We start from the raw sequence: 22161 nt of genomic DNA on the forward strand, positions 1-22161 counted from the left end.
GCCCGGTAAGGACAGGTTGTCAGGCTGTCGCTTCGGTGCACATTTGCGTCATCGGCTGCTGCATTGCCTGCGCGATTTCTTCCGGCGTCACGTCACGTACGTGCTTGGCGACTGACCACTGATGGCCGAACGGGTCTTCCAGCTTGCCGTAGCGATCGCCCCAGAATGCTTCGTTGATTGGCATCACCACTTTTGCGCCCGCATCGACCGCGCGCTGGAACAGCGCATCGGCATTCTCCACATAGAGATGGATGGTAACCGGCGAACCCTTGAGCGACCTGGGTCCGAATGAACCCCACTCCGGAAACTCATCCACCAGCATGATCGGCGAATCGCCGATGCGGATCATGGCATGCACGAGTTTGCCGTGGGGGCCGGGCAGCCGGTCGATTTCCACCGCGCCGAACGCCTTTTTGTAAAACTCGATCGCATCGGCCGCGCCGTCACAGACCAGGTGCGGTGCGACAGTGTGCATGCCTTCCGGCACCGGCTTCACTTGGGCTTGAGTCATTTCTTATCTCCTTGTCGTTTTGATGATCGGGTAGGCAGCTCAGGGCTGCAGTTCAAACAGTGCTTTTCCGGTTTCCATATCGAATGGCGCCGAGAAATGCTCGTGCGCTACCAGCCATTTGCCGTCGTGCTTGCGATAACCGACGCTCATCCGCATCCACGATGCCTTCTCTTCGCCGGACTCCATCTTCTCGCCGCAACGAATGAGGCCATGCGCAAAGGCGGCATCCGCGCCGGCGGTAATGTGCAGTTCGGGCGCGTCGAAAATCATCTCCCCCGAACACATTGCCATGCAGGCCTCCCAGTGCTTCCTGTAGGCATCGACGCCGATGAATTGCAACTGCGAGACGGCATCGTAGGCGACGATGTCCGGGGCGTAGTGCGCCACGACGCCTTCGACATCCCTGTTCCGGGCCGCTTTCAGCCAGGCATTGACCAGTTCACGGATTTCCGCTTCTGCAACCACATGGAAAGAATTGGCATTCATTGCTTTACTCCTTGGTAAGAAGAATGAATATTGTGTACAGTGTCCATATTAGTACGGCTTGTGTACGGCGTCCACAATAAAATTCATGAAAAATCTCAAAGCAGAAAACCCGCGGGAAGAGTCCCAGCCTCCACGGCGCAGTACTTACCGGCATGGGGATTTATACCGAGCGTTGCTGGAAGCGGGCGTGGAACTGGCACGCGGCGGCGGACCGGATGCGGTCGTCCTGCGGGAAGTGACGCGCCAGGCGGGAGTTGTCCCCAATGCGGCCTACCGACACTTCGCCGACCGGCAGGCCTTGCTTGAAGCGGTATGCGACGCCGCACAGGTGCAGCTCGCCCTTGCAATCGAAAATGAACTCGCCGCCTTGCCGAAAAAGAAGGACAGCGTAAAAGCCGCGCGCGGGCGGTTGCGTGCCATCGGTGCCGCCTACATAAAATTCGCGCGCGCCGAGCCCGGATTGTTCCGTACCGCATTTTCAGTTCCTGACAATCTCGACGGATCGGCCAGTCCGGCCAAGGCAGGAAGCAGCGGTTTGTCGCCATTCCAACATCTGTCGGCGGCACTTGACGCTCTTGCGGAGGTCGGGGCGCTTTCTCCGGAACGCCGCAAGGGCGCCGAATTCCTCGCCTGGTCGGCAGTTCATGGATTGGCCGTTCTGGTGCTTGACGGACCGCTGCGCCACCTCGACGACGCGCAGACCGCAGCCATCGGGCAGCGGGTGCTCGACATGGTCGAACAAGGCCTGTAACCGCATTAACCAGATCGAGCGAAAAATTTTCTGGTGATGACTGGCAGGCTCCGAAGTTTGATGATGCGCTTGCCTGCGCGCGATTCCGCTGTCTCTTCGCTGTACTCGTCCTATCTTGAAAGATTGGATTTCAGGAGAAGGTCATGCATTGCAGAAAAGCGAAAACGGCGATTGTCATCATTGCCGCCGGAGCAAGCGTGCCGTTCGCTCCAAGGATTGCATTTGCGGAGAACATATTCTCCATCTACCCCGGGACATCGCATACCCGTGACAGCGACCTGAGCATCAATCAGCCGGGTCGCGGCACCGGCATCACCTTGCGCGACGTCGAGTGGGGCGCCGATCCGTTCAAGCCGGCACCCTATTATGGTTTGCGCCTCACGCATTTCTTCGACGCCTCGCCGTCGTGGGGTGTCGCGCTCGATTTCACGCACTACAAGATGTATGCGAAAACCGGCCGTGCGGTGCGAGTGGATGGCATCTTGCAAGGTGCGCCGGTGAATGTCGTCGCGCCGATGGACCGGTATGTGCAGCGCTTCGAAATATCGCACGGCGTCAATGTGCTCAGCGTCAACGGCCTATACCGCTGGCTCGATACCGGGCTGGCCGGCGGCAGGCTGACACCCTACATCGGCGGCGGCCTTGCCTACTACCGCCCGCATTCCGAAAACACCGTTGCGGGGGCGTACCACGAAACCGGCTATCGGTCATCCGGCTTCGGCTTCCAGGTGCTGGGCGGCGTCGGCTACCAGTTCACGGAACGGGTGAGCGCGTTTCTGGAAACAAAGTACAACAGCGGTACGGCCAAGGTCGGAGTCTTCCAGGGCGAAGCAGAGACGCCACTGCGCTCCTTTCATGCGACAGCGGGAATCAGCTATCGCTTCTAGGACGTGCGATCAATCCATTTCATTCATGCATCTTCCCAGGCGGAACAAGCAATCGACAGTGCGGTTCGTTTTGATAGCTATCAAAAGCGGCAGTGTGCAACGCCGGAACGCGTGATGGCGGGGCGGCTCTTAATGGTTTAACTGTTGGATATGCAAAGAAAGTCCATTGCCGTGACTACACACACCGCCGCGGATGATCGTGTATGCATTGATTGCCCGCAGCGCATGCGGACTGCAAACCAACGACCACTCTGTACATTCACCAAAGGAAAATGAATATGGAAGGCATCAAGGCAACGATAAAAGGAAAAGGCGTGGATAGTTCGGTCGAGTTCTCCATTGAAGAATTGATTGCACGCCACCAGGGAAAACCGTGGGCGGAAATGGATGACGACGACCGGGATATGGCGATGAAGGATTATGCCTTGTCACTCTATTCAAGGCAGAACGGACAGGTAAGTGATGGCGATTTGCGTGTCGATCTCGAACGCGGGACATTTTCGAGCACACGCAGCTCGGATGTTTAAGCTGCCAGTACCGAATTCCAGGAAACTAGGAGATGCATCATGCCCAGGATTCAGCAGTCAGTGGAAGTCAATCTTCCGGTCCATGTTATTTATAACCAGCTCACCCAGTTCGAGGACTATCCGCGCTTCATGCGGGATGTTGAACTGGTGCAGCAACTCGATGATACCCATCTGCACTGGAAAGCGAAGATGGCGGACCAGGACATGGAATGGGATGCAGAGATCACCGAACAGATCCCGGACCAGTGCATTGCCTGGCATAACATGAGCGGCCCGATAAATGCGGGACGGATCGAGGTTCAGCCGGCCGGGCCGGACATGTCCCGCGTGACGATGACCATGGATGCGGAACAGGACCAGGTGCCGGGATCGTCCGCCGGCGGCGGCGAGAACGAGATGTCAGAGCGGCTGGCCGATAACCTGACGCGCCTGAAGGAGTTCATCGAGAACCGCGGATCGGAGACCGGCGAATGGCGCGGTGAAATCCGTGGAGCACAGGTGACCAGTCCGGACGGCGACGCGGCAGTCGATGCCGGCAGTCAGGCAGGGCAGGAAACCGGCGCCGTGGCTGAACTGGGCGTGGCGCAAGGCACCGGACAGGCCGGCAATACGGCAGGTCGACAGGGACAGGATGAAGTTGCGGTGCTGGGCAGCGTGGAAGGACAATCTTCGCAGGCCGCCGCAGGAAATCCTTCCGGTGATGACCAACAGCAGGACGACATGTCGGACCCGGTAGGCAAACCCTCCACCGACGACCGCTGAAGATGCCTGCAGGAAGCGCGTAGCGCGTCCCTGCCGTTCCGCAATCAAAATCAACGCTGCCTCACATCCCATGCGGCGGCGTTGATTTTTTCAAGCTGCAATCCAGGAACCACCTCGGCCGTCCGGCGTCATTACACAAGAGAAATCGACCCGGCATCATCACGTCTCATCCGGGCCACCGCATCGCATGTGCAAACCTGCGGCGGCATCCGGTCAGCCGGGAAATCGCCGGCATGACATAGTCACCCAATCATCAGCAAGGCGTTCGAGCTCGGGTGATGCGGTGTGTCCATTGATCCATCCCGCCTGGAGAATCGACATGCGTGTGCTTCTAGTGGAAGACGATGCGATGATCGGCGAGAGCGTCCGTACCTCGCTCCGCCACGACGGATACACGGTGGACTGGGTGCGCAACGGCCAGCTGGCCGATACAGCATTGATGAACGAGCATTTTGACATCGTCCTGCTCGACCTCGGTCTGCCCGGCAAGGACGGATTGCAGGTGTTGCGGCAGTTGCGGGCGAGGAAGAAGAATACGCCGGTGATCGTTATTACCGCCAGGGACGATGTTGAGGACCGCATCAAGGGCCTTGATGCGGGGGCGGACGACTACATGGTCAAACCCTTCGATCTCGATGAATTGTCGGCGCGCATCCGCTCCGGATTGCGCCGCAGCGCCGGACATGCCGAACCCGAGATGGAAGTAATGGGGGTGCGGCTGAACCCGGCCACGAGGGCGGTATCGCACAACGGCCAGCCGGTCCAGCTATCGGCCCGCGAGTATGCGATCGTCGAAGCGTTGATGCTGCGGCCGGGACTGATCCTGTCACGGGCGCAGCTCGAGGAAAGGATGTATGGCTGGGGCGACGAGGTCGGCAGCAATACGGTGGAAGTCTATATCCATGCGATCCGGCGCAAGCTTGGCGCGGAATTCATCCAGAATGTGCGCGGTGTCGGCTACTTCATTCCCAAGCCGGACGCCGCATGAATTCGATTCGCGTCAAGCTGTCGGTTTATCTTCTTCTTGCCGCGATGTTCACTGCGGTGGTCGTCGGCGCATTCACCTATCGTCAAACGCTGAAGCAGAACGAAGACCTGTTCGACTACCAACTGCGCCAGATCGCGCTGTCATTGCGCGACCATGGTTTTGCCGAGCGTCCCGCGTCGACTTCGGGCGACCGACCCGACGTGGTCGTGCAGATCTGGACCATGCGGGGAACCATCGCCTACCTGTCGGACCCAAGCAACCCGGTGCCGGACCGTGCGACGCCCGGCTTTACCAATATGGATGCGAAAGGCAGACGCTGGCGCGTCTATGCCTTGCCTGGAGAAGACCAGGTCATCCAGGTGGCCCAACCCTTCGAGCAGCGGCGCGATCTCGCCGCAAGGGCGGCCCTGCGCAGCCTGCTGCCACTGCTGGCATTTGCCCCTGTCATGGCGATCCTGATCTGGTGGCTGGTCGGACAATCGCTGTCGGCACTGACGCGCCTGTCGACGGAACTCAGGCAGCGCGATGCCGCGTCGCTGAACCAGGTGTCGGTCGGCGATGTGCCGGCGGAAATCTCGCCGCTGGTGTCCTCGCTCAATATGCTGCTCGACAAGCTCAAGCGGGCGCTGGCCAACCAGCGTGCGTTCGTCGCCGACGCAGCGCATGAACTGAGGTCACCGCTTACCGCGCTCAAGCTGCAGTTGCAACTGCTGCAGCGGGCGCCGGACGAGATCCAACGCGACCGGGCATTCAGCGAACTCAACCAGGGTGTTGACCGTGCGACGCATCTGATCGAGCAATTGCTGGCAGCTGCGCGCACCGATCCGAGCGATACCGCGGTCACGCGCCTGCCCGTCGATCTTGCCGAACTGGTGCGGCGTGTGATCGGCGATCTGTTCGCCCTGGCACAGGCACGGGATATCGACATTGCACTCGACACACCGGAACAGGTCACCGTCGAAGCAGATGCGCCGGCGCTGCGCATCCTGGCGCGCAACCTGCTTGATAACGCCATCCGCTATACGCCGCGTGGCGGCAATGTGCTCGTTTCGATTTCACCGTCCGGCGAGGGCATCCGTCTCACGGTCGACGATTCCGGCCCCGGCATTCCCGAACCGGAAAGGGAGCGCGTTTTCGATCGCTTCTATCGTCGCGAAGTCGACGGACAGACCGGCACCGGCCTCGGTATGTCGATCGTCAGGAACATCGTCGACCAGCACGGCGGTCGCGTAGAGCTTGCCGACTCGCCGCTCGGCGGGCTCAGGGCGGTTGTCATGTTTTCGCGGTAACGCCTTGCGCGTAAAGGAAGGCAACCATCGATTGCCATGCCGCCTGCCATGCCTTTCCGGCAACGGCATCCGTCGCTCTGCGTTAAGTCTGGTTTAATTTTCGGTCCCTAATCTCACCTCCGTACCGAGTGATCGGCTCATTGATGGGAAAAGGAAATCGACATGAAACTGAAATCACTGACGTTGGCCCTCATCGCTACTGGCGCCATTGCCACTGGAACTGCGAATGCAGTGGGATGGAGCCCGGCGACGTGGTTCAATCAGACTTCCGCATCGGCGGGAGGAACATCCGGCGCTTCGACGGCGTCGACAACAGGATCGGCAAATAACGCATCCGGCGCGGCGATACCGGCGACGGCCGTACCCAACTACCGCGCCATCGTGGAGCAATATGGCCCGGCGGTGGTCGGTATCAGGACGGAAAGCACTTCCAGGGCAAGCAGCAGGAGCATTCCCGACGGGCCTGAAAACCATCCCTTCTTCGAACGGTTCGGCGGCATGCCGGGCTTCGGAGGTCAAATGCCGCGTGGCGACGCGCCGGTGCGCGGGCAGGGTTCCGGTTTCATCGTCAGCAAGGACGGCATGATTCTCACCAACGCCCACGTCGTGCAGGATGCGGATGAAGTCACCGTGAAGCTGAGCGACCGGCGCGAATACAAGGCGAAGGTGCTTGGCAGCGACCCTGTCACCGACGTTGCCGTGCTCAAGATCAATGCGGAGAATCTTCCGGTGGTCAATCTCGGCGATCCCGCGAAGCTTGGTGTCGGCGACTACGTGCTGGCCATCGGTTCGCCGTTCGGCTTCGAGCAAAGCGCCACCGCCGGCATCGTGAGCGCAAAGGGGCGCTCGCTGCCGGGCGACGGGCACGTGCCGTTCATCCAGACCGACGTCGCGGTCAATCCCGGCAATTCGGGCGGTCCGCTGTTCGACACAAGCGGCGCGGTGATCGGCATCAATTCACAGATCTACAGCCGTACCGGCGGCTACCAGGGCGTGTCGTTTGCGATCCCGATCAACGTCGCCCTGCAGATCAAGGACCAGATCGTATCGACCGGCAAGGTGACGCATCCGCGGCTGGGCGTGACGATTCAGGAACTCAATCAGACCCTGGCGGAATCGTTCAGGCTGAAGCAGCCCGACGGCGCCCTCGTATCCTCGGTCGCGCCGGGCAGCGCGGCGGCCAAGGCGGGCCTGGAGCCGGGCGACGTGATCCTGCAATACAACGGCCGGCCGATCGCCAGCTCGACCGACCTGCCTGCCATGGTGTCGCTTGGAAAACCCGGCGACAAGGTGACGCTAGGCGTCTGGCGCGGCGGCAAGCAGATCGAGTTGTCGGCCTCGCTCGGCGCGGTAAACGACAGGCTGGCGTCCGGCGATACGGCGGAGAAGGGCGTGCCGCAAGGTCGGCTGGGACTGGCAGTGCGCCCGCTGTCCGCGGAAGAAAAGAGCGCGGGCGCATCGGCGTCCGGCGTGCTGGTGGAACGCAGCAGCGGGCCGGCTGCCAAGGCCGGTATCGAAGCGGGCGACATCATCCTCGCCGTGAACGGCACGCCGGTGAAATCGGTGGACGAACTGAAGTCGGTGGTGGCGAAGCAGGACAAGCAGCTCGCCATACTGGTGCAACGGGGCGACGCCAGAATATTCGTTCCGGTCACCATCGGCTGATTGTTGTCCGGCACGGAGTGACGCACCCGAACCGCAGGCAAGGCGACCGTCGCCGTGCCTGCGGTTTCTTGCGCGCCGCTATTGTCCGTATGCACCAACAATGCGGGTGCGGTGGCAGTGCAGGAACCACGCCGCCGGCGTGGCGTCATAACAGGATGACAAACCGCCCCGGCATCTTTCCCACATTCTTTCTCTCGGGCTTCGAGTGCTCGACCTTCCTGTGGAAGGAGGGCCAGCGCCGCGACCTCTGCGAAGAGACGCAGCACCGCCTGCATGCGCTGGAAGATTACCGGATACTTCAGAGTCTCGGCATCGCGGTGGCGCGCGAAGGCATCCCCTGGCCGATGGTGGATCACGACGGTCGATACGACTTTTCATCGATCGACCCGATGATCGCCGCGATGCGGGAAACCAGGGTAGTACCCATCTGGGACCTGTGTCACTACGGCTATCCCGACGGTCTCGACCCGTTTTCGGAAGACTTCACGCAGCGCTTCGCCAGATATTGCCGTGCCGCGGCGGAATACGTATCGCAGCGCCTGTCCGGACCGTACTACTTCACGCCCATCAATGAAATCACCTTCTTCGCGTTCAGCGGCGGCGAGTGGGGCTGGATCGCGCCCTACAGAAAGACACGCGCCGACAGGGAGGCGCTGCGGCTCGCCCTTTGCAAGGCATCCATCGCCGGCGTCAAGGCAATCCGCGAAATACTGCCGGAGTCCCGCATGGTCCATGTCGATCCGCTGGTCCAGGTCGTGGCGCCGCCGGACCGTCCGGATCTGATCGACGAGGCCGCGCACGAAACCCATGTCGATACCTTCCTTGCCTGGGACATCCTGTACGGCAAGGAGCATCCTGAGCTGGGCGGCGCACCCGACATCCTCGACATCGTCGGCGCGAATAATTACTCGTTCGGCCAGATGGAGTACCGTGAACAAGGACCGCATGCGGCGCTGGAGCCGGAGCATGAAGGCATCGAGCCGCTATGCGTACTGCTGCAGCGCATCTGGGAGCGCTATCGCCGGCCCATGGTCATCGGTGAAACCAGCGGCATGGGCAAGGGCCGTCCCGAGTGGCTGCGGGACGTGATGCAGGAATCGCTCGCGGCGGTCAACCAGGGCATGGACCTGCACGGGGTTTGCCTGTTCCCGGCGGTGGACATGCCGGACTGGCATACCGGCGAATGGCTGCACAACGGTATCTGCGACCTTGTCGACAGCGACGGAAACCTGAAGCGGGTACCCCATCAGCCATACGTCGAGGAATTGCGTCGCTGGCAGAAGGAATTGAACCGCAGCACCGAGGTGGACGCCGATCCGTTCAGCGATCCGGTCGAACTGCAGGACGTGATCGATGCGGCGCGGAGGCTGAAGCCGCAGCCTGATCGGAACTGGCATTAGCAGGGTTCAACGAGCACAGGATGAACGCAGGAGCATGGGAATGAAAGCAACCATCCGGCCGAAAGTGGCCGGAGCGCGCTTGCGCGACAGCGTACCGCCGCCTTACCGGTCGGAGGTGGTGAAAGGCATCAAGGCGGACGGTGAATATACCGTCATCCTCTGCGCACATGCGGAACGGGATGTGGTGTCCTCGCCGGAACTCGATCGCGCCTTCCGGAGAATGGATACGCCCGCACCCGACGGCATCATCGTCGTGGGTACGGTCTTTACCGAGGAAGCCAGGGAGCTTGCAAAGGAGCACGGTGCACGCATCGTTGCGTTGCGTAACGCAAAATGGACAGACGAGTCCGCGCGCCAGCGGCAGCTTTGATCAGGCATGAAGCGGCCCGATGGTGCAAAGCCGCTTTCGCTCATGTGCTGGCGTTCCTGTCTGTCACCACAGGCCGAAGAACTTCAAAACGGCTGCAATGACAACGATCAGGCCAACGATGTAAATAATCTGGTTCATGTACTCCCCCTTTGCATCAACGGTTGTTTGTCAGTATTAGTGTGGCAATATCTGCTGCTTTTGTTAGGCGGAGGAAATGATTGAAAGTTCGTCAACTTGTGTTTGGTCAACTTGGCTGGACATCGCGCCTCGGCCCCTTTAGCCGGACTTCGGGCGATGACGATGGGTTGGCCAGAAGGAAGCCGGAACCGGCGCGCAATAATGTCATCTGAACCAGATGTATCCAATAGACAAACCGGTCAGTCCGTTACGCAGGCGCTTCCTGATTCAGTCGGGCACCTTGCTTGCCGCTGCGCCGCTCATTGCATCCATGCCTCATGTCATTCTTCTGGGCGATTCGATTTTCGATAACGCCAGCTACACCGGCGGCAAGCCCGCCGTCATCGATCAAGTAAAGAACAACCTGCCCGCCGGCTGGAAGGTGACGCTCCTGGCAGTGGATGGCGCAACGACGGAAGGCATCCCCGCCCAACTTGCGCGATTGCCTGCCGACGCCACGCATCTCGTACTCAGCGTGGGCGGGAACAATGCGCTCATGAGGCAGGAGATTCTCGACAAGCCGGTGCGATCAAGCGCGGAAGCATTCACGCTGTTTGCCAGGACGGTACAGGAATTCGAAGCCGCTTACCGCAAGGCGATTGCCGCCTGCATGAAACCGTCGCTGCCTCTGGTCATCTGCACCATCTATAACGGACGCTTTCCGGATCCTGCCTATCAGCAACGCGTGAACGTCGCCATCGCCGGATTCGACGATGCCATTATTCGCGTTGGCGTAGAGAAGCAACTCAAGACGATCGAGTTGCGGCAGATATGCACCAGTCCGGAGGATTATGCCAATCCGATAGAGCCATCAAGCGTCGGCGGGGAAAAGATCGCCAGGGCAATCGTGAAGGCCGTGACCGAGCCGGTCGGCACACGGCGGGGAGCGCAGGTCGTCGCAGGATGACGCGCGCCGACCAGGTGCCATATCTTTGCCTATCTCATCATTGCAGCACCGGCCCTGATACCGGCGCGATTTTCTCCTGGGCCATCAGGGCATCATGGATCGCGTCATCCAGCGGCGGCTTTACCTCCGGCGCATGCGCCACCGGGCTCACGCCTTCCACCCGCATTCCCTGTTCGTACACCATGCGCGCGCCGAACCATCCCGATACCGCCACACCCAGTGCCGACAGGGCGGACAGGGCGAGCGATCCCCCCTGATGATCCGGCTGGTTCCGGCGGCTGAGCACGTTCACCGCCGTCAACACCAGTGCGGCGCCGTTCAGGCTCGCGTGGACGTTGGCGGTACGCTTGATATCGGTTTCCGATTCGATGGTGAGGTAGTCCATCGCGCCCGTTATGCCGGCTGCAACACCGCCGGCCAATCCACCCACCAAACTATAGTAAGCAGCATTTGAGTAGGACTCTTTGCCGGTCGAGCGATACATCGCATCCAGTACGAAGCCGAAAGGAATCAGGGCGGCCGGAACGACGATGACCATCGGGTGCAGCGGATGACCGGCGAGGGTGGATTTGGGCATGGCGATCTCCAGTGATTAAATACTGATAGGCGACCTGCCTGGCGTAAAAGTTCCCCATTTGACAACAGCTTTTGCGCACAAGGGGGAACAACTCGATGCATGCCGCAGGAAATCTGCTGCGGCGCATCCAAAGCACCGGGCCAGGCTGATCAAGGCACGGTCGCAATCGGCATGCGTATCAACCTACAGGCGGCAACCGGTTCTCCACTTGTGCTTCGGCAGAACTCAGGAATCCGTCACCAGGACGCTGGGGCGCGTCTTCCTCAAGGCCGTTTCCGGAGTCGTCGCGACTGGCCAATTCCGGCGCGATGCGCCGCATCAATTCATCGGGTACCGATTCGGCACAGGCTTTAACGACTTCATACAGCGGCAATGACGAGGGGTCCTGCCCGGACTCGACGTCCCTTGCAAGCGGCTCGAAACGCTCGCGCGCCAGATCCATCAGGGTTGCACGCATCCTTGCCGAGGTGGGATTCGTTTCCGCCGCTTCCGCCAGGCTTGCATGATCGATGACGGGTACCGCATCAACAGCATCGCCGGTGGAGGTGGTTTTGAAGGGATCGAATCCAGCCTGCAGCAGAGAGGCGAGAAAGCGTTCGTGCAACTCGCTATGCCGCATGCCGTCGAGAGCAAGCGAAGGGAAGGAGGGGCCCGTGCCTTCGTTATAGGCATGCGCGCCGCGTTGGGCGAGCGCTTCCAGTGCGCCCCAGTCGAAGCGTTCCTGATCCTGGTTCCAGGCTTCCTGCATATCCATGAATTCAGTGATCAGGCGGTTTATTTCGTCAGGATGATGTTGCGCCATGTTGCCTCCCAAATCACGATTGGGCGCACATTCTCCGAAAACGTTCAGTCAAGCTGCGCCTTGAGCTTGCGCCGCCGCGAATTCGGCATCCTTCGCACGCATCTTTCCGACGGAGGGACGGGCGTTGACGCGGTCCATATAGGCTTTTATCTCCGGCAGTTCCGGCACCAGTTTGAACATGGTGGTCCAGGTCAGCGCCATGCCCCACAGCACATCCGCCGCGGAAAATTTTTCGCCGAGCAAGTAAGGTCCTTTGCCCAGCTGCGCGATGAGGGTGTTGAGCACCGTGTCGAAGTCGCCGTAGGGACTGGTGGAAGCTGGTGCAGGTTCGCGTTGCATGGCACGGTCGACAACCGCCGGTTCGAAGCAGGAACCGTAATACACCATCCACCGCAGATACGGGCCGCGCAGCGGATCGCCGATAGCCGGTGCAAGCCCGGCCTGCGGATACAGGTCGGCAAGGTAGATGAAGATCGCGGCCTGCTCGGTGACGAGCGCATCGCCATGCACGATCGCCGGCACCTTGCCCATCGGGTTGATGGCGAGATACTCGGGCGCGCGATTCTCGCCGGCCTTCATGTTGAGTACTTTCAATTCGTAATCGGCGCCGAGTTCATCGAGCAGCACCAGCGTGGCGGTCGAGCGGGTATTGGGAGAGTGATAGAAGGTAACGCGTTTGTCTTGCATGATTGCCCCTCCTTTTAAGTGCGGAAATAGCTGTTATCCAGCGTCCGGTCAACTTTATCCGGTTTCCGATGATCGAAATGCATACATATTCTAAGGACAAATTCCATCCTGCTGCCACATAGGAGCACGCTGCATTCCATCGCAGCGTGCATCCATCCATCAAAAGAAAGGCAGTTGAATGAATTCCCAGCCCGGTTCTTCCACGCCGTGCGCGCGCACTGCTTACACCGTCAATCCATCCCTCGATATTCCAACAGCCGTGCCGGCATCACCGCCAGCAGAGCAGCCGGCCGCCATTGGCCGCCATCGGCAACGCATCATCAATTTTTTCAGCAGGCTGAAAGCCGCTGACTGCAAGAAGGCGGACCCGGTTGCCACGCTCGACTATATTCGCCTGAGGAACGAACCGGAAAAAAAGCAGGAGCGGCCGGGAGATCCGGTTGCGGCCATGGCGTTGAAGGAAGAGCTGAAAAAGCTCGGGGACGACCTGCAGCGCTATGTGGAAGGCCCGCACATCCGGGAACAGCCGTGATATGGATAGCCGGCCGGAAGGCGATGTGGCCATCGATGTTGAAAGCCTGTTGAGCGATTCCATTGAATCCAGCAAACGCTTCGAAAAGGCATTGAACCCGCTGCCGGTGTGACAACCCGGCGCAGTGGTTCACTTCGCTCGCAGGAATCAGAGGTGGTCTGAAGCGGCGCGGATAAGGATCATGCCGCCAGTGCCTGGCGTGCCATTGCCATGATGCCGTCGAAGGACTTGGCCGCGGCAATGAAGCGGCCGTTGTGGCAGAACACCGCGTCGGCCACGCCGGTGACGGCCGCGAGATCCGCGTCCCTCAAGCCAGCCCAGGCTGCGGGCAAATCTTTGCGGGCTTCGAAGTTCTCGGTATTCGCCGGCACGGTATTGATCATGTAGCGCTGTTCCCCGAGGTGATAGCCGATGACGAACAGCACCTTCGGCATTTCCCGGCGTACCACCGTCGACCATGGCATTGCGCCGTTCTTCAGTAGCAGGATCTGTCCGTCCTCCAGACGTTCCGACTGCCGCACCAATTCCACCGCGTGCATGCTGCCGACGCGATATGCCACGGCATTCGCAATGATGTCGGCCATGAAATCCATTGCGCGGCGAAAACGTTCCAGGCGAAGCGCATCGGCGGCTGCTACGTCGCCGGCCTGCTGTTCGTCGATCCAGGTGGGATTGAAACCGGACACGACCGCCGACAAGCCATAGCCGCCCGGCGCATTCCGCGCCGCGCCGGTATCGGCCATGTCGAGATACTGCACCAGGTCGTTGTCGATCGCATAGGCAATCTCGCGCGCCTGCTCCGGTGGTATGTCATATCCGGTCTTCGCCCGGGCAATGATTTCCACGCAGCGCGCGCCGTGCTCCTTCCATACGAGGCCGGCACTGGCATACACCACGCCCGAAAGCCGTGCGCCATCGAAGCCTTTTTGATGATGATCGAATCGGCCGGTTTGCGGGTCCCAGATGCCGCCGACGTCGACCGCGAAATCGGCTGCACGGATTTTTTCCGGGTCGCGGGTACGGATCAGGTCGCAGCCGGGAAAGACGATGTCCAGCACCGTCACGGCCCAGACGTCATCGGCGTGAAATTTTCCGGAGTGAGTTGCAATCAGCATTGGCAAGCAGGATAAGAGATGGGGTGGCACCGGGTTGAAGAGCAGGGCGCTTGGCCGGAGCATGCTGGTTCCGGTCGCGCCGCAGACCATGATCGCATTCAGTTCGGGTCATGATCACCCGCGATTGCATCGGTCCATCTCTTGGTATCCTTGGGCGTCATGTTGCCGAAGGGCATGATGCGTCCGTCCTTCAATCCCTGCTGGTGTATGTCGGTGAGGTACTGTTCACGTGAAAGAAGCGTGCCCTGGCAGATATCGGTTTCCGGAGGATCGGTATGTACTTCATGCTCCAGGCGTTCGAGCAGGTTATCCATGATCCATGTCGGAATCAGGTTGCGGTGGGCAGGGTAGATAAAACCGAAGAGAATAAAATGGCTCAGCAATATCCGCCAGTGCGGTTCGAAACGGTCCAGCAGGCGCTGCCAATCCATTTCCTCGGCGCGCGTCAATAAAAGGTGAATGACATCGGCACCGTCGAATCGCTCCCTTTCCATGATGAAAGCCTTGGACCAGATCATTTCTTCGACAGGGCAAAACTTCGTCGGGATGCCCATTACTTCCGCATCGATCGCATGATCGAACCACGCATCGTCCACTTCCGCGATGGCGTTGCCTGAACTGAAGATCAGGTCGATGTAGGTATCGCGGAAACGTATTTTTCCCAGCCAGTGCGGAAAAGTCAGTTCGGTCTCGAATCCGGCGGGCAACAGCACCTGGCTGATCCGCTCGTAGTCGCGGCGGCAGATGAACAGATCGAGATCCCTGGTCTGCCGGTTCACGCCGGTGTAATGGTTGAACGCATACGCGCCGCCGACGAGAAACGGCATTCCGGACTCGTTCAATGTTTCCAGCACGCGCCGATAGAAATCCATCGTGTCCGGATCAATATCGTGCTCCTGATTCGATATGGTCGTTTGCATACTCGCCCTTGTCCGAAGTAATACCCAAAATCAGCAAAACTTATGCCATCGGATTGCTGTCAGTATGAAAGAAGCAACAGCAGATCAACGATGCTCAATTCTGGCATCGGTACATGATTGCCTGTTGTGATTTCAAACAACTGACACAACAAAGGAGCGCAACGTGTCTTCGCAAGAAAAAATTCGCTTTGCCGCTGTTGGCGACCTCCATTGCACCAAGGAATCGACCGGATCGCTCCGCTCTTTGTTTGCCCAAGCCAGCGAATCCGCCGATGCACTGCTATTGTGCGGCGACCTGACCGACTATGGACTGGCGGAAGAAACGCACATCCTTGCCGAAGAGCTGTCGGTCGTCAGGATTCCGATCGTCGCGGTGCTCGGTAACCATGATTTCGAATCCGGTACACCTGAAGAGGTCAGCCGCATTCTGACCGCCGCGGGCGTCAAGGTGCTCGATGGCGAGGCTTGTGAAATACATGGTGTTGGCATTGCGGGAGTGAAAGGATTTGCCGGCGGCTACGGCCGTGGTGCACTCGGGCCATGGGGTGAAGGACCCATCAAGCAGTTCGTCAATGAAGCAATACAGGAAGCGCTGAAGCTGGAATCCGCGCTGGCGAAGCTGCGTACCGCCCAGCGCATTGCGCTGCTGCATTACTCGCCCATCGTCGGCACGGTACAGGGCGAGCCGCCGGAGATTTTTCCCTTCCTCGGTACCAGCCGGCTGGAAGATCCGCTCATCCGCTACCCGGTAACGGCCGTTTTCCATGGCCATGCGCATCGCGGCTATCCGGAGGGAAAGACAGCGAACAACATCCCTGTTTACAACGTTGCCAAGCCCCTGCTGCAGCGGACGTTTCCCGACAGGCCGCCGTTTCATATTCTCGAGTTATCGGTCTCGGCTGACGAGCAGCTTGAACGGGCGCATTAGGCGAAGTTGTAATTTGGTAGTTCCGGCGTTGCAAAATCGGTCATGCCGTGCGTCTCCTATGACCCGCCGCGCATCGCTGCCGCGACGATGATCGGCAACGCATTTCCTTTTTCGCATTGGACAGCGTCGATGAAGCATACACCGGTGGATGCCCGGCGCTCGGTGCTGATCTATATCTACACGTCCATGCCGGTTCGCCGATGACGAGATGGCTGCTCGAACCCATCGTCAAATGCGTATTTGATTGGCAGACCAGGCGGCGATTCAAGCGACTGCATGAGTTCCTTGCGCTGCATGCGGCTGAGATCGAGCAATGGCGATGGCAGCGTGATGCCGGGTGACTAGCCTTGCCAATGAGCCCCAATTCAGGCAGTTGGATATTGTGATGCGTAGCCGGAACCAAACAGCCGTCCACCTCCACTCATCGCGGTCCCGAAGATGCAGGTCTTGCCGTGTCAACGGCAGCATCGTTTAACGACGGCTCGCTTCGGGATGCATCGAGCAATCAGAAAAGGAGCAGCATGGACGTAAGGATAAATATCGATCACGGATTGCCGCTAGCCGCTGCAGGACATGTGGCCGGCCCCGCAGTGCCGCAGCCCGTTGGACAGCCGCATGTCGGACAGGAACAGGCGGATGCGCCGGCGGCAGGTGCCATCGCGGCGCCGCGTTATCGCAGTCACTGGGCCAGGCGGGAAAAGCTGGCGTTGGCGATGACAGCCGTTTGCACTACGGAAGTGGTGGCGACGGGTACCGCAGCCGTCATTCAACTTGCCAAGGCAAGCAAGGCCGGAAACGACCCTCGCGCATTCGATGCAGCGCTAGGTACAGGTGTCGGATGTGCGATCGCCGCCGGCCTCGGCTTGTTCGGCACGATCGCCGCCGCAAAGCTGTTGGCCCGGCTGCCACGCCACGCGCCGCATGTCATGCCGGAAGCCGGACTGGAGAATGCGCCGCAAGAAGAAATGGAACCGGTCGCCTTCTGGAACCTGGCGCCGCAAATACTGGAAGATTACATGCCTGCACCGCACGGGCACGCAGAGGCCGCAGGTCAAAACCCCTGAGGCGGCATCAGCTGGACGTGTTGAATCAATCCGCTTCGCTACGCCCGGCCCAGCCCGCCGAGCAGCGCAGGCTGCACGATCTCGATCCAGTATCCGTCCGGATCCTTGATGAAGGCGACATCCTTCATCTTTCCCTGTTCCGGCCGCTTCACATAAGCGACATTGTTGTCGTCGAACCAGCGCACCGCAGCGGCAAGGTCAGGCACCGAAAAGCAGATATGGCCGAAGCCCTGCGGCTGTGCATTGCCATCGTGGTACTTGAATCCGGAATCGTCTTCGGTGCCCCAGTTATGTGTCAGCTCCAGGATGCCGCGCTGGCTGAACGTCCATGAAGTCCGCTCAGCTTCATCCTCCGGCACTGTCTCGCCTTCCGCCAGCCGGGCAAGGAAGTACAGGGAAAACTTCATTTCCGGAAAATCCAGCTTGCGCAATAAGCGCATGCCCATGATCTTCGTATAGAAGGCCAGCGACACTGCAGGATCCTTCACCCGCAGCATGGAATGATTCAATGTGAAGCCCTGGGTGTTCGCCGGCGGGTTTGCTTCGACGCCGGGGTGCATCTCGGTGGTGAACGCCATGTAAATATCCTCGTAATGAAGAAGCTTGCCGCCTGCCAAGGCGGCGCTACGGTCATTTGCCTGTTGCGCCGATCTCTGCCAGCCGCGTTGCCTGACGCCTTGTCAGCCGCTCGATGTCGGCCAGATCCGCGGCGGACAGTTTCGGTCCCGGCTTGCGCACCATTGCCGAGGCGATCGCGCCGCGTTCCTTCAGCAAATGCTTGCGTACCGCAAGTCCGACGCCGGCTTGCTGTTCATAGCGGGCAAGCGGGAGATAGGCGTCGAATACATCGTGCGCTTTCTCGATGTCACCGGCGGCGTGCGCCTTGCATACGTCCACCATCATCTCGGGATATGCGAATCCGGTCATGGCGCCATCGGCGCCGCGCGTCAGTTCTTCCGGCAGGAACAGGCCGCCGCCATTGCCGGTCAGGATGGACACCCGCCGCACCTCCCCGCGCTCGCTTGCCGCGCGGATGGCCGACAACTTCGCCAGACCGGGACTGTCTTCATGCTTGAGCATCACGCAGCCGGGCGAGTTCCGGATGATTTTCAGTTCCACCGGCGCCGACATCTGCACGCCGGTGGACACCGGATGGTCCTGCAGCACCCATGGCACGCCGGCGCCCAGCGTCTCGTTCACCATGTCGAAGTAGGCAAGGATCTGGTCGTCCGTGCGAACCGACGCGGCAGGCGCGATCATCACGCCTGACGCACCCATGTCCATCACGCTCCGGGTCAGTTCCTGCATCGACGCAAATCCTGCTGACGAAGCGCCGACGACCACCGGCACCTGTCCGTTCACGCGCCGCAGCACCTGGCGGGTGAACGCGCGCGACTCTTCCGCGGTCAGTTTCGTCGCCTCGCCGAGAATACCGAGGATGGTCAGGCCGGTGGCGCCCCGGTCCAGGTAAAAATCCACCATGCGGTCGGTGCTGTCGAGATCGAGCGCACCGCTGTCGGTAAATGGCGTGACCGCGATCAGATAAACCCCTTTGGCGCTGGCATCTAGTTTGTTCATCGGCATCTCTCTTTATCGGTAGGGGCAGATATGGGACCCGCAAGGCGCAGCTTGGTTTCGACTTCCGGATGAATAGGGCAGGACAATGGCGGCCAGTTTACAGCCGATCGCGGAATCCGGTCTGATGCGCCTTCGCGACACTTCCGCAACGCATGCCGGTGTGCCACGCGCTGCAAATCCGGTGCCGGTGCAGGAATGCCTTTTCAGTTAGTGTGGAAATCGGCGTTCGTGATAACCTACGTTTCATTCGGGAAACACGATTCCTTCGATCCATCTTATGTTGGCAAGTGATTGATATGCTGGGCGCGAAACAGACATTGCTGATTGCGGCGCTGCTGTGCTTTATCATGTTTCTCGTGCTGTATTCCGCGAAAGAGAACAGGGTTCGCGGCATCAATGAGCTGCTTCTGGCCAACGTGCTCGGTCTGTGCGCATACGTCCTGTACGCATTCGGCAAGGAACTCCCGGCGATTTTTGCCTACGAAGGCGCAAACACCTTGTACGGTGCGTCGTCCATGGCAGTGTTGATCGGCTATCGCCGCCTCCTGGGCCGCCCGGTGTCCATATCTCTTGCCGCAGCCTCTGTCACCCTGCTGACGATACTGATTGCCGTTTTTCATGTCGGCTACAACTCGTTTGCATGGCGAACCGTCGTCGTATCGGTGTTTCAGTCGGCGGTGGCGCTGGCCATTGCCCAGACAATCCTCACCACGAAGGACGAATGGAAATCCTCCGGGTATCCGCTGGGATTCGTGCTGTTCATGTGCACGATCATCGGCATCGGGCACCTGTATCGCGGGGCGCGGCAATTCCTGAGCGCTGACGCGCCTAAATCGTTACTGGAACCGAACGGCTGGAATCTGTTCTTTTTTGCCGTCGGCGCATTCACCTTGCCAGTGCTGACGCTCGGCGGTCTATTGATCGCCCATCGGGCCGTGGTTGCGCATGCCCAGCATGCGGCCAACCGTGACTTTCTTACCGGTGCCTGGTCACGGCGCGCCTTTCATGACATCAGCGACCGCGAGATCGCGCGCGCCGAACGCACACAGCGACCTCTTTCCCTTTTGCTGATCGATGTCGACAATCTCAAAACCATCAACGATACCTACGGACATGCCGCTGGCGACGACGCGTTGATCGACTTTGTACGCAAGGCAAACGGCAGCCTGCGCGCCATCGACTCGCTTGCCCGCATCGGCGGCGATGAATTTGCCATCCTGATGGCGGAAACCGACCTGTCGAGCGCAGTGACCGCGGCGGAACGCCTGCAGGGGTTGCAAAATGCCGACCCTGGATCAGCAGGCAAACCGGCAACCTGCAGCATCGGCATCGCCACATACCGTGAAGGCGACTCCCTGGAATCCCTCTTGATACGCGCCGACGAAGCCTTGTACAAGGCAAAGGCCATGGGACGAAATCGGGTGGTTGTCGAAGGCTCCCCCTCAATCGTGCTGGACGATCGGGCAAAGACTGCCTGACGCCAGACCTGTGCCTGCCGCCGGCGTGCCGTACTTGTCTCAACGGCATGGATGCACGTCATGCCTATCGTCCGGCCCCCGAACTAATTCGCCTGCAGGCCGTCAACAAATAACAGAAACATAACTTGATGGTTGCTGACCGAGCAGCTGCGGGCAGGATGGTCCGGACCGGCCGTGCATGATTGGCTGCGCTTCATGGCGCCGATGGCGGGCTTGCGACAGCACCATTTTACGCAAAAGGCAGGCGCATGTTTTTCTTCTTTTCCAGCAAGCTGGGTTGTCTCGGATCGATTGTCGTCTCTCTGGTGCTGACACTGCTGCTGCTCCTGCTGTTCGGTGTGATCTGAGACGCAGCGGCGGGATCCCGGTCCAGTCTCCGCAGGTCATTCCCCGGTGCGTCGCACAAGGTAGTAGTTGACGTCGTCGCTCTCGGCAGCATGCTGCGTAATCACCGTTTGCAGCGAATCGATATTTAATTGATGCGCGCCACTTACCGAAGCGCGATACCCTTCGACATCCTCGCATTCGGCCTCGGTCGGACCAGGCACTTCCACCAGCGCATCGGCCGGTTGTGCAAGATGGACGGCGGCGACTTCGGGCTCGAAACCTTCGGCGAATGCGTGGCGACCGGAAGCGAGGTGGGCGAAGGCATCGGCAATTCCATGGTGGCTTGATACATACAGGCCCGGGCCGGCCAGCGACTCGCCGCCGGTGTTTTCCCCGGTGCGGCTGAAATCGACACCGTGCGCCGCCATCCCGTCGAAGCTTTTCCTGGTCGCGCCGTGATAGCCCACCAGCCGCGTCGCACTGCCTTCGGGCAATGCATCGACCACGGTAATCTTGCTCCTCGTCGACGTATGCCGTGCGGCGAACGGGGTGGGAGTAGGGTATGCCACAGGGGAATGTCGCGGGGTCAGTCGTGCCAGCATGTGCATGAAGCGGCCACGATCATGCTTCACCTGTGCTTCGTTCTCATGTGGTGTACCGCCTGGTTGCACGTCCGGCGTTGCCACGCTGCGATGATGCGCGACTGCCGGTGCCATCGAGCACGCCGCTTGTCGAAAAAGGGAAGTATGCGCGGCGGCCTGGCCACTGGATAGTCTGGAAAACATGGCATCTGCAATTGGACGGGGTTGATCGAATCATCGGCTATGCGGCCGATGGTTTCAGCGCAATTCTGCTTGCGGCAACGCTGGGGCCTGCATGCGTGGCAATCGGGCGCAGAAAGTTCCCGGGCGGACCGGCATGCTGCTGGAACGGCACCGCCGAACGAAGGCGCTGCACATGCGCTCAGTCGCCCAGCACCGTCACAATCACGTGGCGCACCTGCGCATCAGTACGGTGTTCCCAAAGAAATATCCCCTGCCATGTCCCGAGCAGCAAACGTCCTCTCCCGATGGGAATGGTGACGCCGGTATCGGTCAGCACGCTGCGTGCATGCGCCGCCATGTCATCCGGGCCTTCCAGGTCATGCCGGTAGGCCGGGTCGCCGTCCGGCGCAAGTCGCCCGAGGATGGTGTCGAGATCGCGCCGCACATCCGGATCTGCATTCTCGGTGATCGTCAGCGAGCAGCTGGTGTGCTGGACGAAGACGTGGACGAGTCCGGTCTGCACACCGGACTCGGCAACTACCCGTGCCACCGCGTCGGTGATGTCGCTTGTCCCGCGGCCGGGCGTCGAGAATTCGAGGGACGATTGGCGGTTCATCTGGCTGGTGTCGTTCAGGGCAGATGCGTTACTCAGCCAGCCGGCTTGTGGCC

General features: G+C 60.1%; 26 protein-coding genes. 15 read left to right on the plus strand and 11 right to left on the minus strand.

What is annotated here, in order from left to right:
* Window positions 1-19: 19 nt before the first annotated feature.
* Both VGU61_RS13835 and VGU61_RS13840 read right to left on the minus strand, forming a co-directional pair.
* Window positions 20-511 (minus strand): VOC family protein, encoded by a 492-nt coding sequence (locus VGU61_RS13835; protein ID WP_326859728.1) that lies wholly within the window; start codon window positions 509-511, stop codon window positions 20-22.
* Window positions 512-550: 39 nt separating this feature from the next.
* Complete coding sequence (locus tag VGU61_RS13840; RefSeq protein WP_326859729.1) at window positions 551-997, minus strand: SgcJ/EcaC family oxidoreductase; 447 nt, start codon at window positions 995-997, stop codon at window positions 551-553.
* Window positions 998-1082: 85 nt separating this feature from the next.
* Here VGU61_RS13840 and VGU61_RS13845 point away from each other — a divergent pair, with 85 nt between their 5' ends.
* The 10 genes from VGU61_RS13845 to VGU61_RS13890 all read left to right on the plus strand — a co-directional run bounded on the left by VGU61_RS13845 (window position 1083) and on the right by VGU61_RS13890 (window position 10720).
* Window positions 1083-1748, plus strand: coding sequence for a TetR/AcrR family transcriptional regulator (locus VGU61_RS13845; protein WP_326859730.1), 666 nt, complete (start codon window positions 1083-1085; stop codon window positions 1746-1748).
* A 143-nt stretch (window positions 1749-1891) separates the two neighbouring features.
* A complete protein-coding gene (locus VGU61_RS13850) occupies window positions 1892-2635 on the plus strand; it encodes an outer membrane protein (RefSeq protein ID WP_326859731.1) in 744 nt (247 codons plus the stop codon).
* Between the two features lie 278 nt (window positions 2636-2913).
* Window positions 2914-3162, plus strand: coding sequence for a hypothetical protein (locus tag VGU61_RS13855; RefSeq protein WP_326859732.1), 249 nt, complete (start codon window positions 2914-2916; stop codon window positions 3160-3162).
* A 39-nt stretch (window positions 3163-3201) separates the two neighbouring features.
* Entirely contained in the window at window positions 3202-3924 is a 723-nt protein-coding gene (locus tag VGU61_RS13860) for an SRPBCC family protein (RefSeq protein WP_326859733.1), read from the plus strand.
* 319 nt (window positions 3925-4243) lie between these two features.
* A complete protein-coding gene (locus VGU61_RS13865) occupies window positions 4244-4912 on the plus strand; it encodes a response regulator transcription factor (protein WP_326859734.1) in 669 nt (222 codons plus the stop codon).
* Entirely contained in the window at window positions 4909-6201 is a 1293-nt protein-coding gene (locus VGU61_RS13870) for an ATP-binding protein (RefSeq protein WP_326859735.1), read from the plus strand. Before VGU61_RS13865 ends, VGU61_RS13870 begins: the two co-directional genes overlap by 4 nt.
* Window positions 6202-6363: 162 nt before the next feature.
* A complete protein-coding gene (locus tag VGU61_RS13875; RefSeq protein ID WP_326859736.1) occupies window positions 6364-7866 on the plus strand; it encodes a DegQ family serine endoprotease in 1503 nt (500 codons plus the stop codon).
* A 155-nt stretch (window positions 7867-8021) separates the two neighbouring features.
* Complete coding sequence (locus tag VGU61_RS13880) at window positions 8022-9266, plus strand: b-glycosidase (RefSeq protein WP_326859737.1); 1245 nt, start codon at window positions 8022-8024, stop codon at window positions 9264-9266.
* 40 nt (window positions 9267-9306) lie between these two features.
* Entirely contained in the window at window positions 9307-9636 is a 330-nt protein-coding gene (locus tag VGU61_RS13885) for a hypothetical protein (RefSeq protein ID WP_326859738.1), read from the plus strand.
* 355 nt (window positions 9637-9991) lie between these two features.
* A complete protein-coding gene (locus VGU61_RS13890) occupies window positions 9992-10720 on the plus strand; it encodes an SGNH/GDSL hydrolase family protein (RefSeq protein ID WP_326859739.1) in 729 nt (242 codons plus the stop codon).
* Window positions 10721-10757: 37 nt separating this feature from the next.
* On the opposite strand, the gene VGU61_RS13895 is transcribed toward VGU61_RS13890, so the two are convergent.
* From VGU61_RS13895 to VGU61_RS13905, 3 genes are all read right to left on the minus strand, one after another.
* Entirely contained in the window at window positions 10758-11297 is a 540-nt protein-coding gene (locus VGU61_RS13895; RefSeq protein ID WP_326859740.1) for a DUF2231 domain-containing protein, read from the minus strand.
* A gap of 178 nt (window positions 11298-11475) precedes the next feature.
* Window positions 11476-12099 (minus strand): hypothetical protein, encoded by a 624-nt coding sequence (locus VGU61_RS13900; protein ID WP_326859741.1) that lies wholly within the window; start codon window positions 12097-12099, stop codon window positions 11476-11478.
* Between the two features lie 48 nt (window positions 12100-12147).
* Entirely contained in the window at window positions 12148-12789 is a 642-nt protein-coding gene (locus VGU61_RS13905; RefSeq protein ID WP_326859753.1) for a glutathione S-transferase family protein, read from the minus strand.
* Window positions 12790-12964: 175 nt separating this feature from the next.
* On the opposite strand from VGU61_RS13905, the gene VGU61_RS13910 reads away from it, so the two are divergent.
* Window positions 12965-13318: a hypothetical protein gene (locus VGU61_RS13910; RefSeq protein ID WP_326859742.1), complete on the plus strand. Its 354-nt coding sequence runs from the start codon at window positions 12965-12967 to the stop codon at window positions 13316-13318.
* 179 nt (window positions 13319-13497) lie between these two features.
* Here VGU61_RS13910 and VGU61_RS13915 read toward each other — a convergent pair whose 3' ends face one another.
* Window positions 13498-14433, minus strand: a complete 936-nt coding sequence (locus VGU61_RS13915; protein ID WP_326859743.1) for an MYG1 family protein — start codon at window positions 14431-14433, stop codon at window positions 13498-13500.
* A gap of 98 nt (window positions 14434-14531) precedes the next feature.
* A complete protein-coding gene (locus VGU61_RS13920) occupies window positions 14532-15353 on the minus strand; it encodes a nucleotidyltransferase (RefSeq protein WP_326859744.1) in 822 nt (273 codons plus the stop codon).
* A gap of 163 nt (window positions 15354-15516) precedes the next feature.
* Here VGU61_RS13920 and VGU61_RS13925 point away from each other — a divergent pair, with 163 nt between their 5' ends.
* The 3 genes from VGU61_RS13925 to VGU61_RS13935 all read left to right on the plus strand — a co-directional run bounded on the left by VGU61_RS13925 (window position 15517) and on the right by VGU61_RS13935 (window position 17345).
* Window positions 15517-16281 (plus strand): metallophosphoesterase family protein, encoded by a 765-nt coding sequence (locus VGU61_RS13925; RefSeq protein WP_326859745.1) that lies wholly within the window; start codon window positions 15517-15519, stop codon window positions 16279-16281.
* Between the two features lie 42 nt (window positions 16282-16323).
* Window positions 16324-16485 (plus strand): hypothetical protein, encoded by a 162-nt coding sequence (locus tag VGU61_RS13930; RefSeq protein WP_326859746.1) that lies wholly within the window; start codon window positions 16324-16326, stop codon window positions 16483-16485.
* Window positions 16486-16802: 317 nt separating this feature from the next.
* On the plus strand, window positions 16803-17345 hold the full coding sequence (locus VGU61_RS13935) for a hypothetical protein (RefSeq protein WP_326859747.1): 543 nt from the start codon (window positions 16803-16805) through the stop codon (window positions 17343-17345).
* Between the two features lie 38 nt (window positions 17346-17383).
* Here VGU61_RS13935 and gloA read toward each other — a convergent pair whose 3' ends face one another.
* Window positions 17384-17923, minus strand: a complete 540-nt coding sequence (gene gloA, locus VGU61_RS13940) for a lactoylglutathione lyase (RefSeq protein WP_326859748.1) — start codon at window positions 17921-17923, stop codon at window positions 17384-17386.
* A 52-nt stretch (window positions 17924-17975) separates the two neighbouring features.
* Window positions 17976-18923: a dihydrodipicolinate synthase family protein gene (locus VGU61_RS13945; protein ID WP_326859749.1), complete on the minus strand. Its 948-nt coding sequence runs from the start codon at window positions 18921-18923 to the stop codon at window positions 17976-17978.
* A 296-nt stretch (window positions 18924-19219) separates the two neighbouring features.
* Between VGU61_RS13945 and VGU61_RS13950 the strand changes: the two genes are divergently transcribed.
* Window positions 19220-20401, plus strand: a complete 1182-nt coding sequence (locus tag VGU61_RS13950; protein ID WP_326859750.1) for a GGDEF domain-containing protein — start codon at window positions 19220-19222, stop codon at window positions 20399-20401.
* A gap of 383 nt (window positions 20402-20784) precedes the next feature.
* Here the strand turns inward: VGU61_RS13950 and VGU61_RS13955 are convergent, their stop codons facing one another.
* Together VGU61_RS13955 and VGU61_RS13960 are read right to left on the minus strand one after the other, a co-directional pair.
* The gene (locus VGU61_RS13955; protein ID WP_326859751.1) at window positions 20785-21444 is read right to left on the minus strand and encodes a hypothetical protein; all 660 of its coding nucleotides are present in this window, start codon (window positions 21442-21444) and stop codon (window positions 20785-20787) included.
* A 247-nt stretch (window positions 21445-21691) separates the two neighbouring features.
* The gene (locus VGU61_RS13960; protein WP_414691638.1) at window positions 21692-22108 is read right to left on the minus strand and encodes a secondary thiamine-phosphate synthase enzyme YjbQ; all 417 of its coding nucleotides are present in this window, start codon (window positions 22106-22108) and stop codon (window positions 21692-21694) included.
* Between the last annotated feature and the right edge of the window lie 53 nt (window positions 22109-22161).

This window comes from Noviherbaspirillum sp., from assembly GCF_035944575.1.
In the GTDB taxonomy this organism is placed as follows: Bacteria; Pseudomonadota; Gammaproteobacteria; order Burkholderiales; family Burkholderiaceae_D; genus Noviherbaspirillum.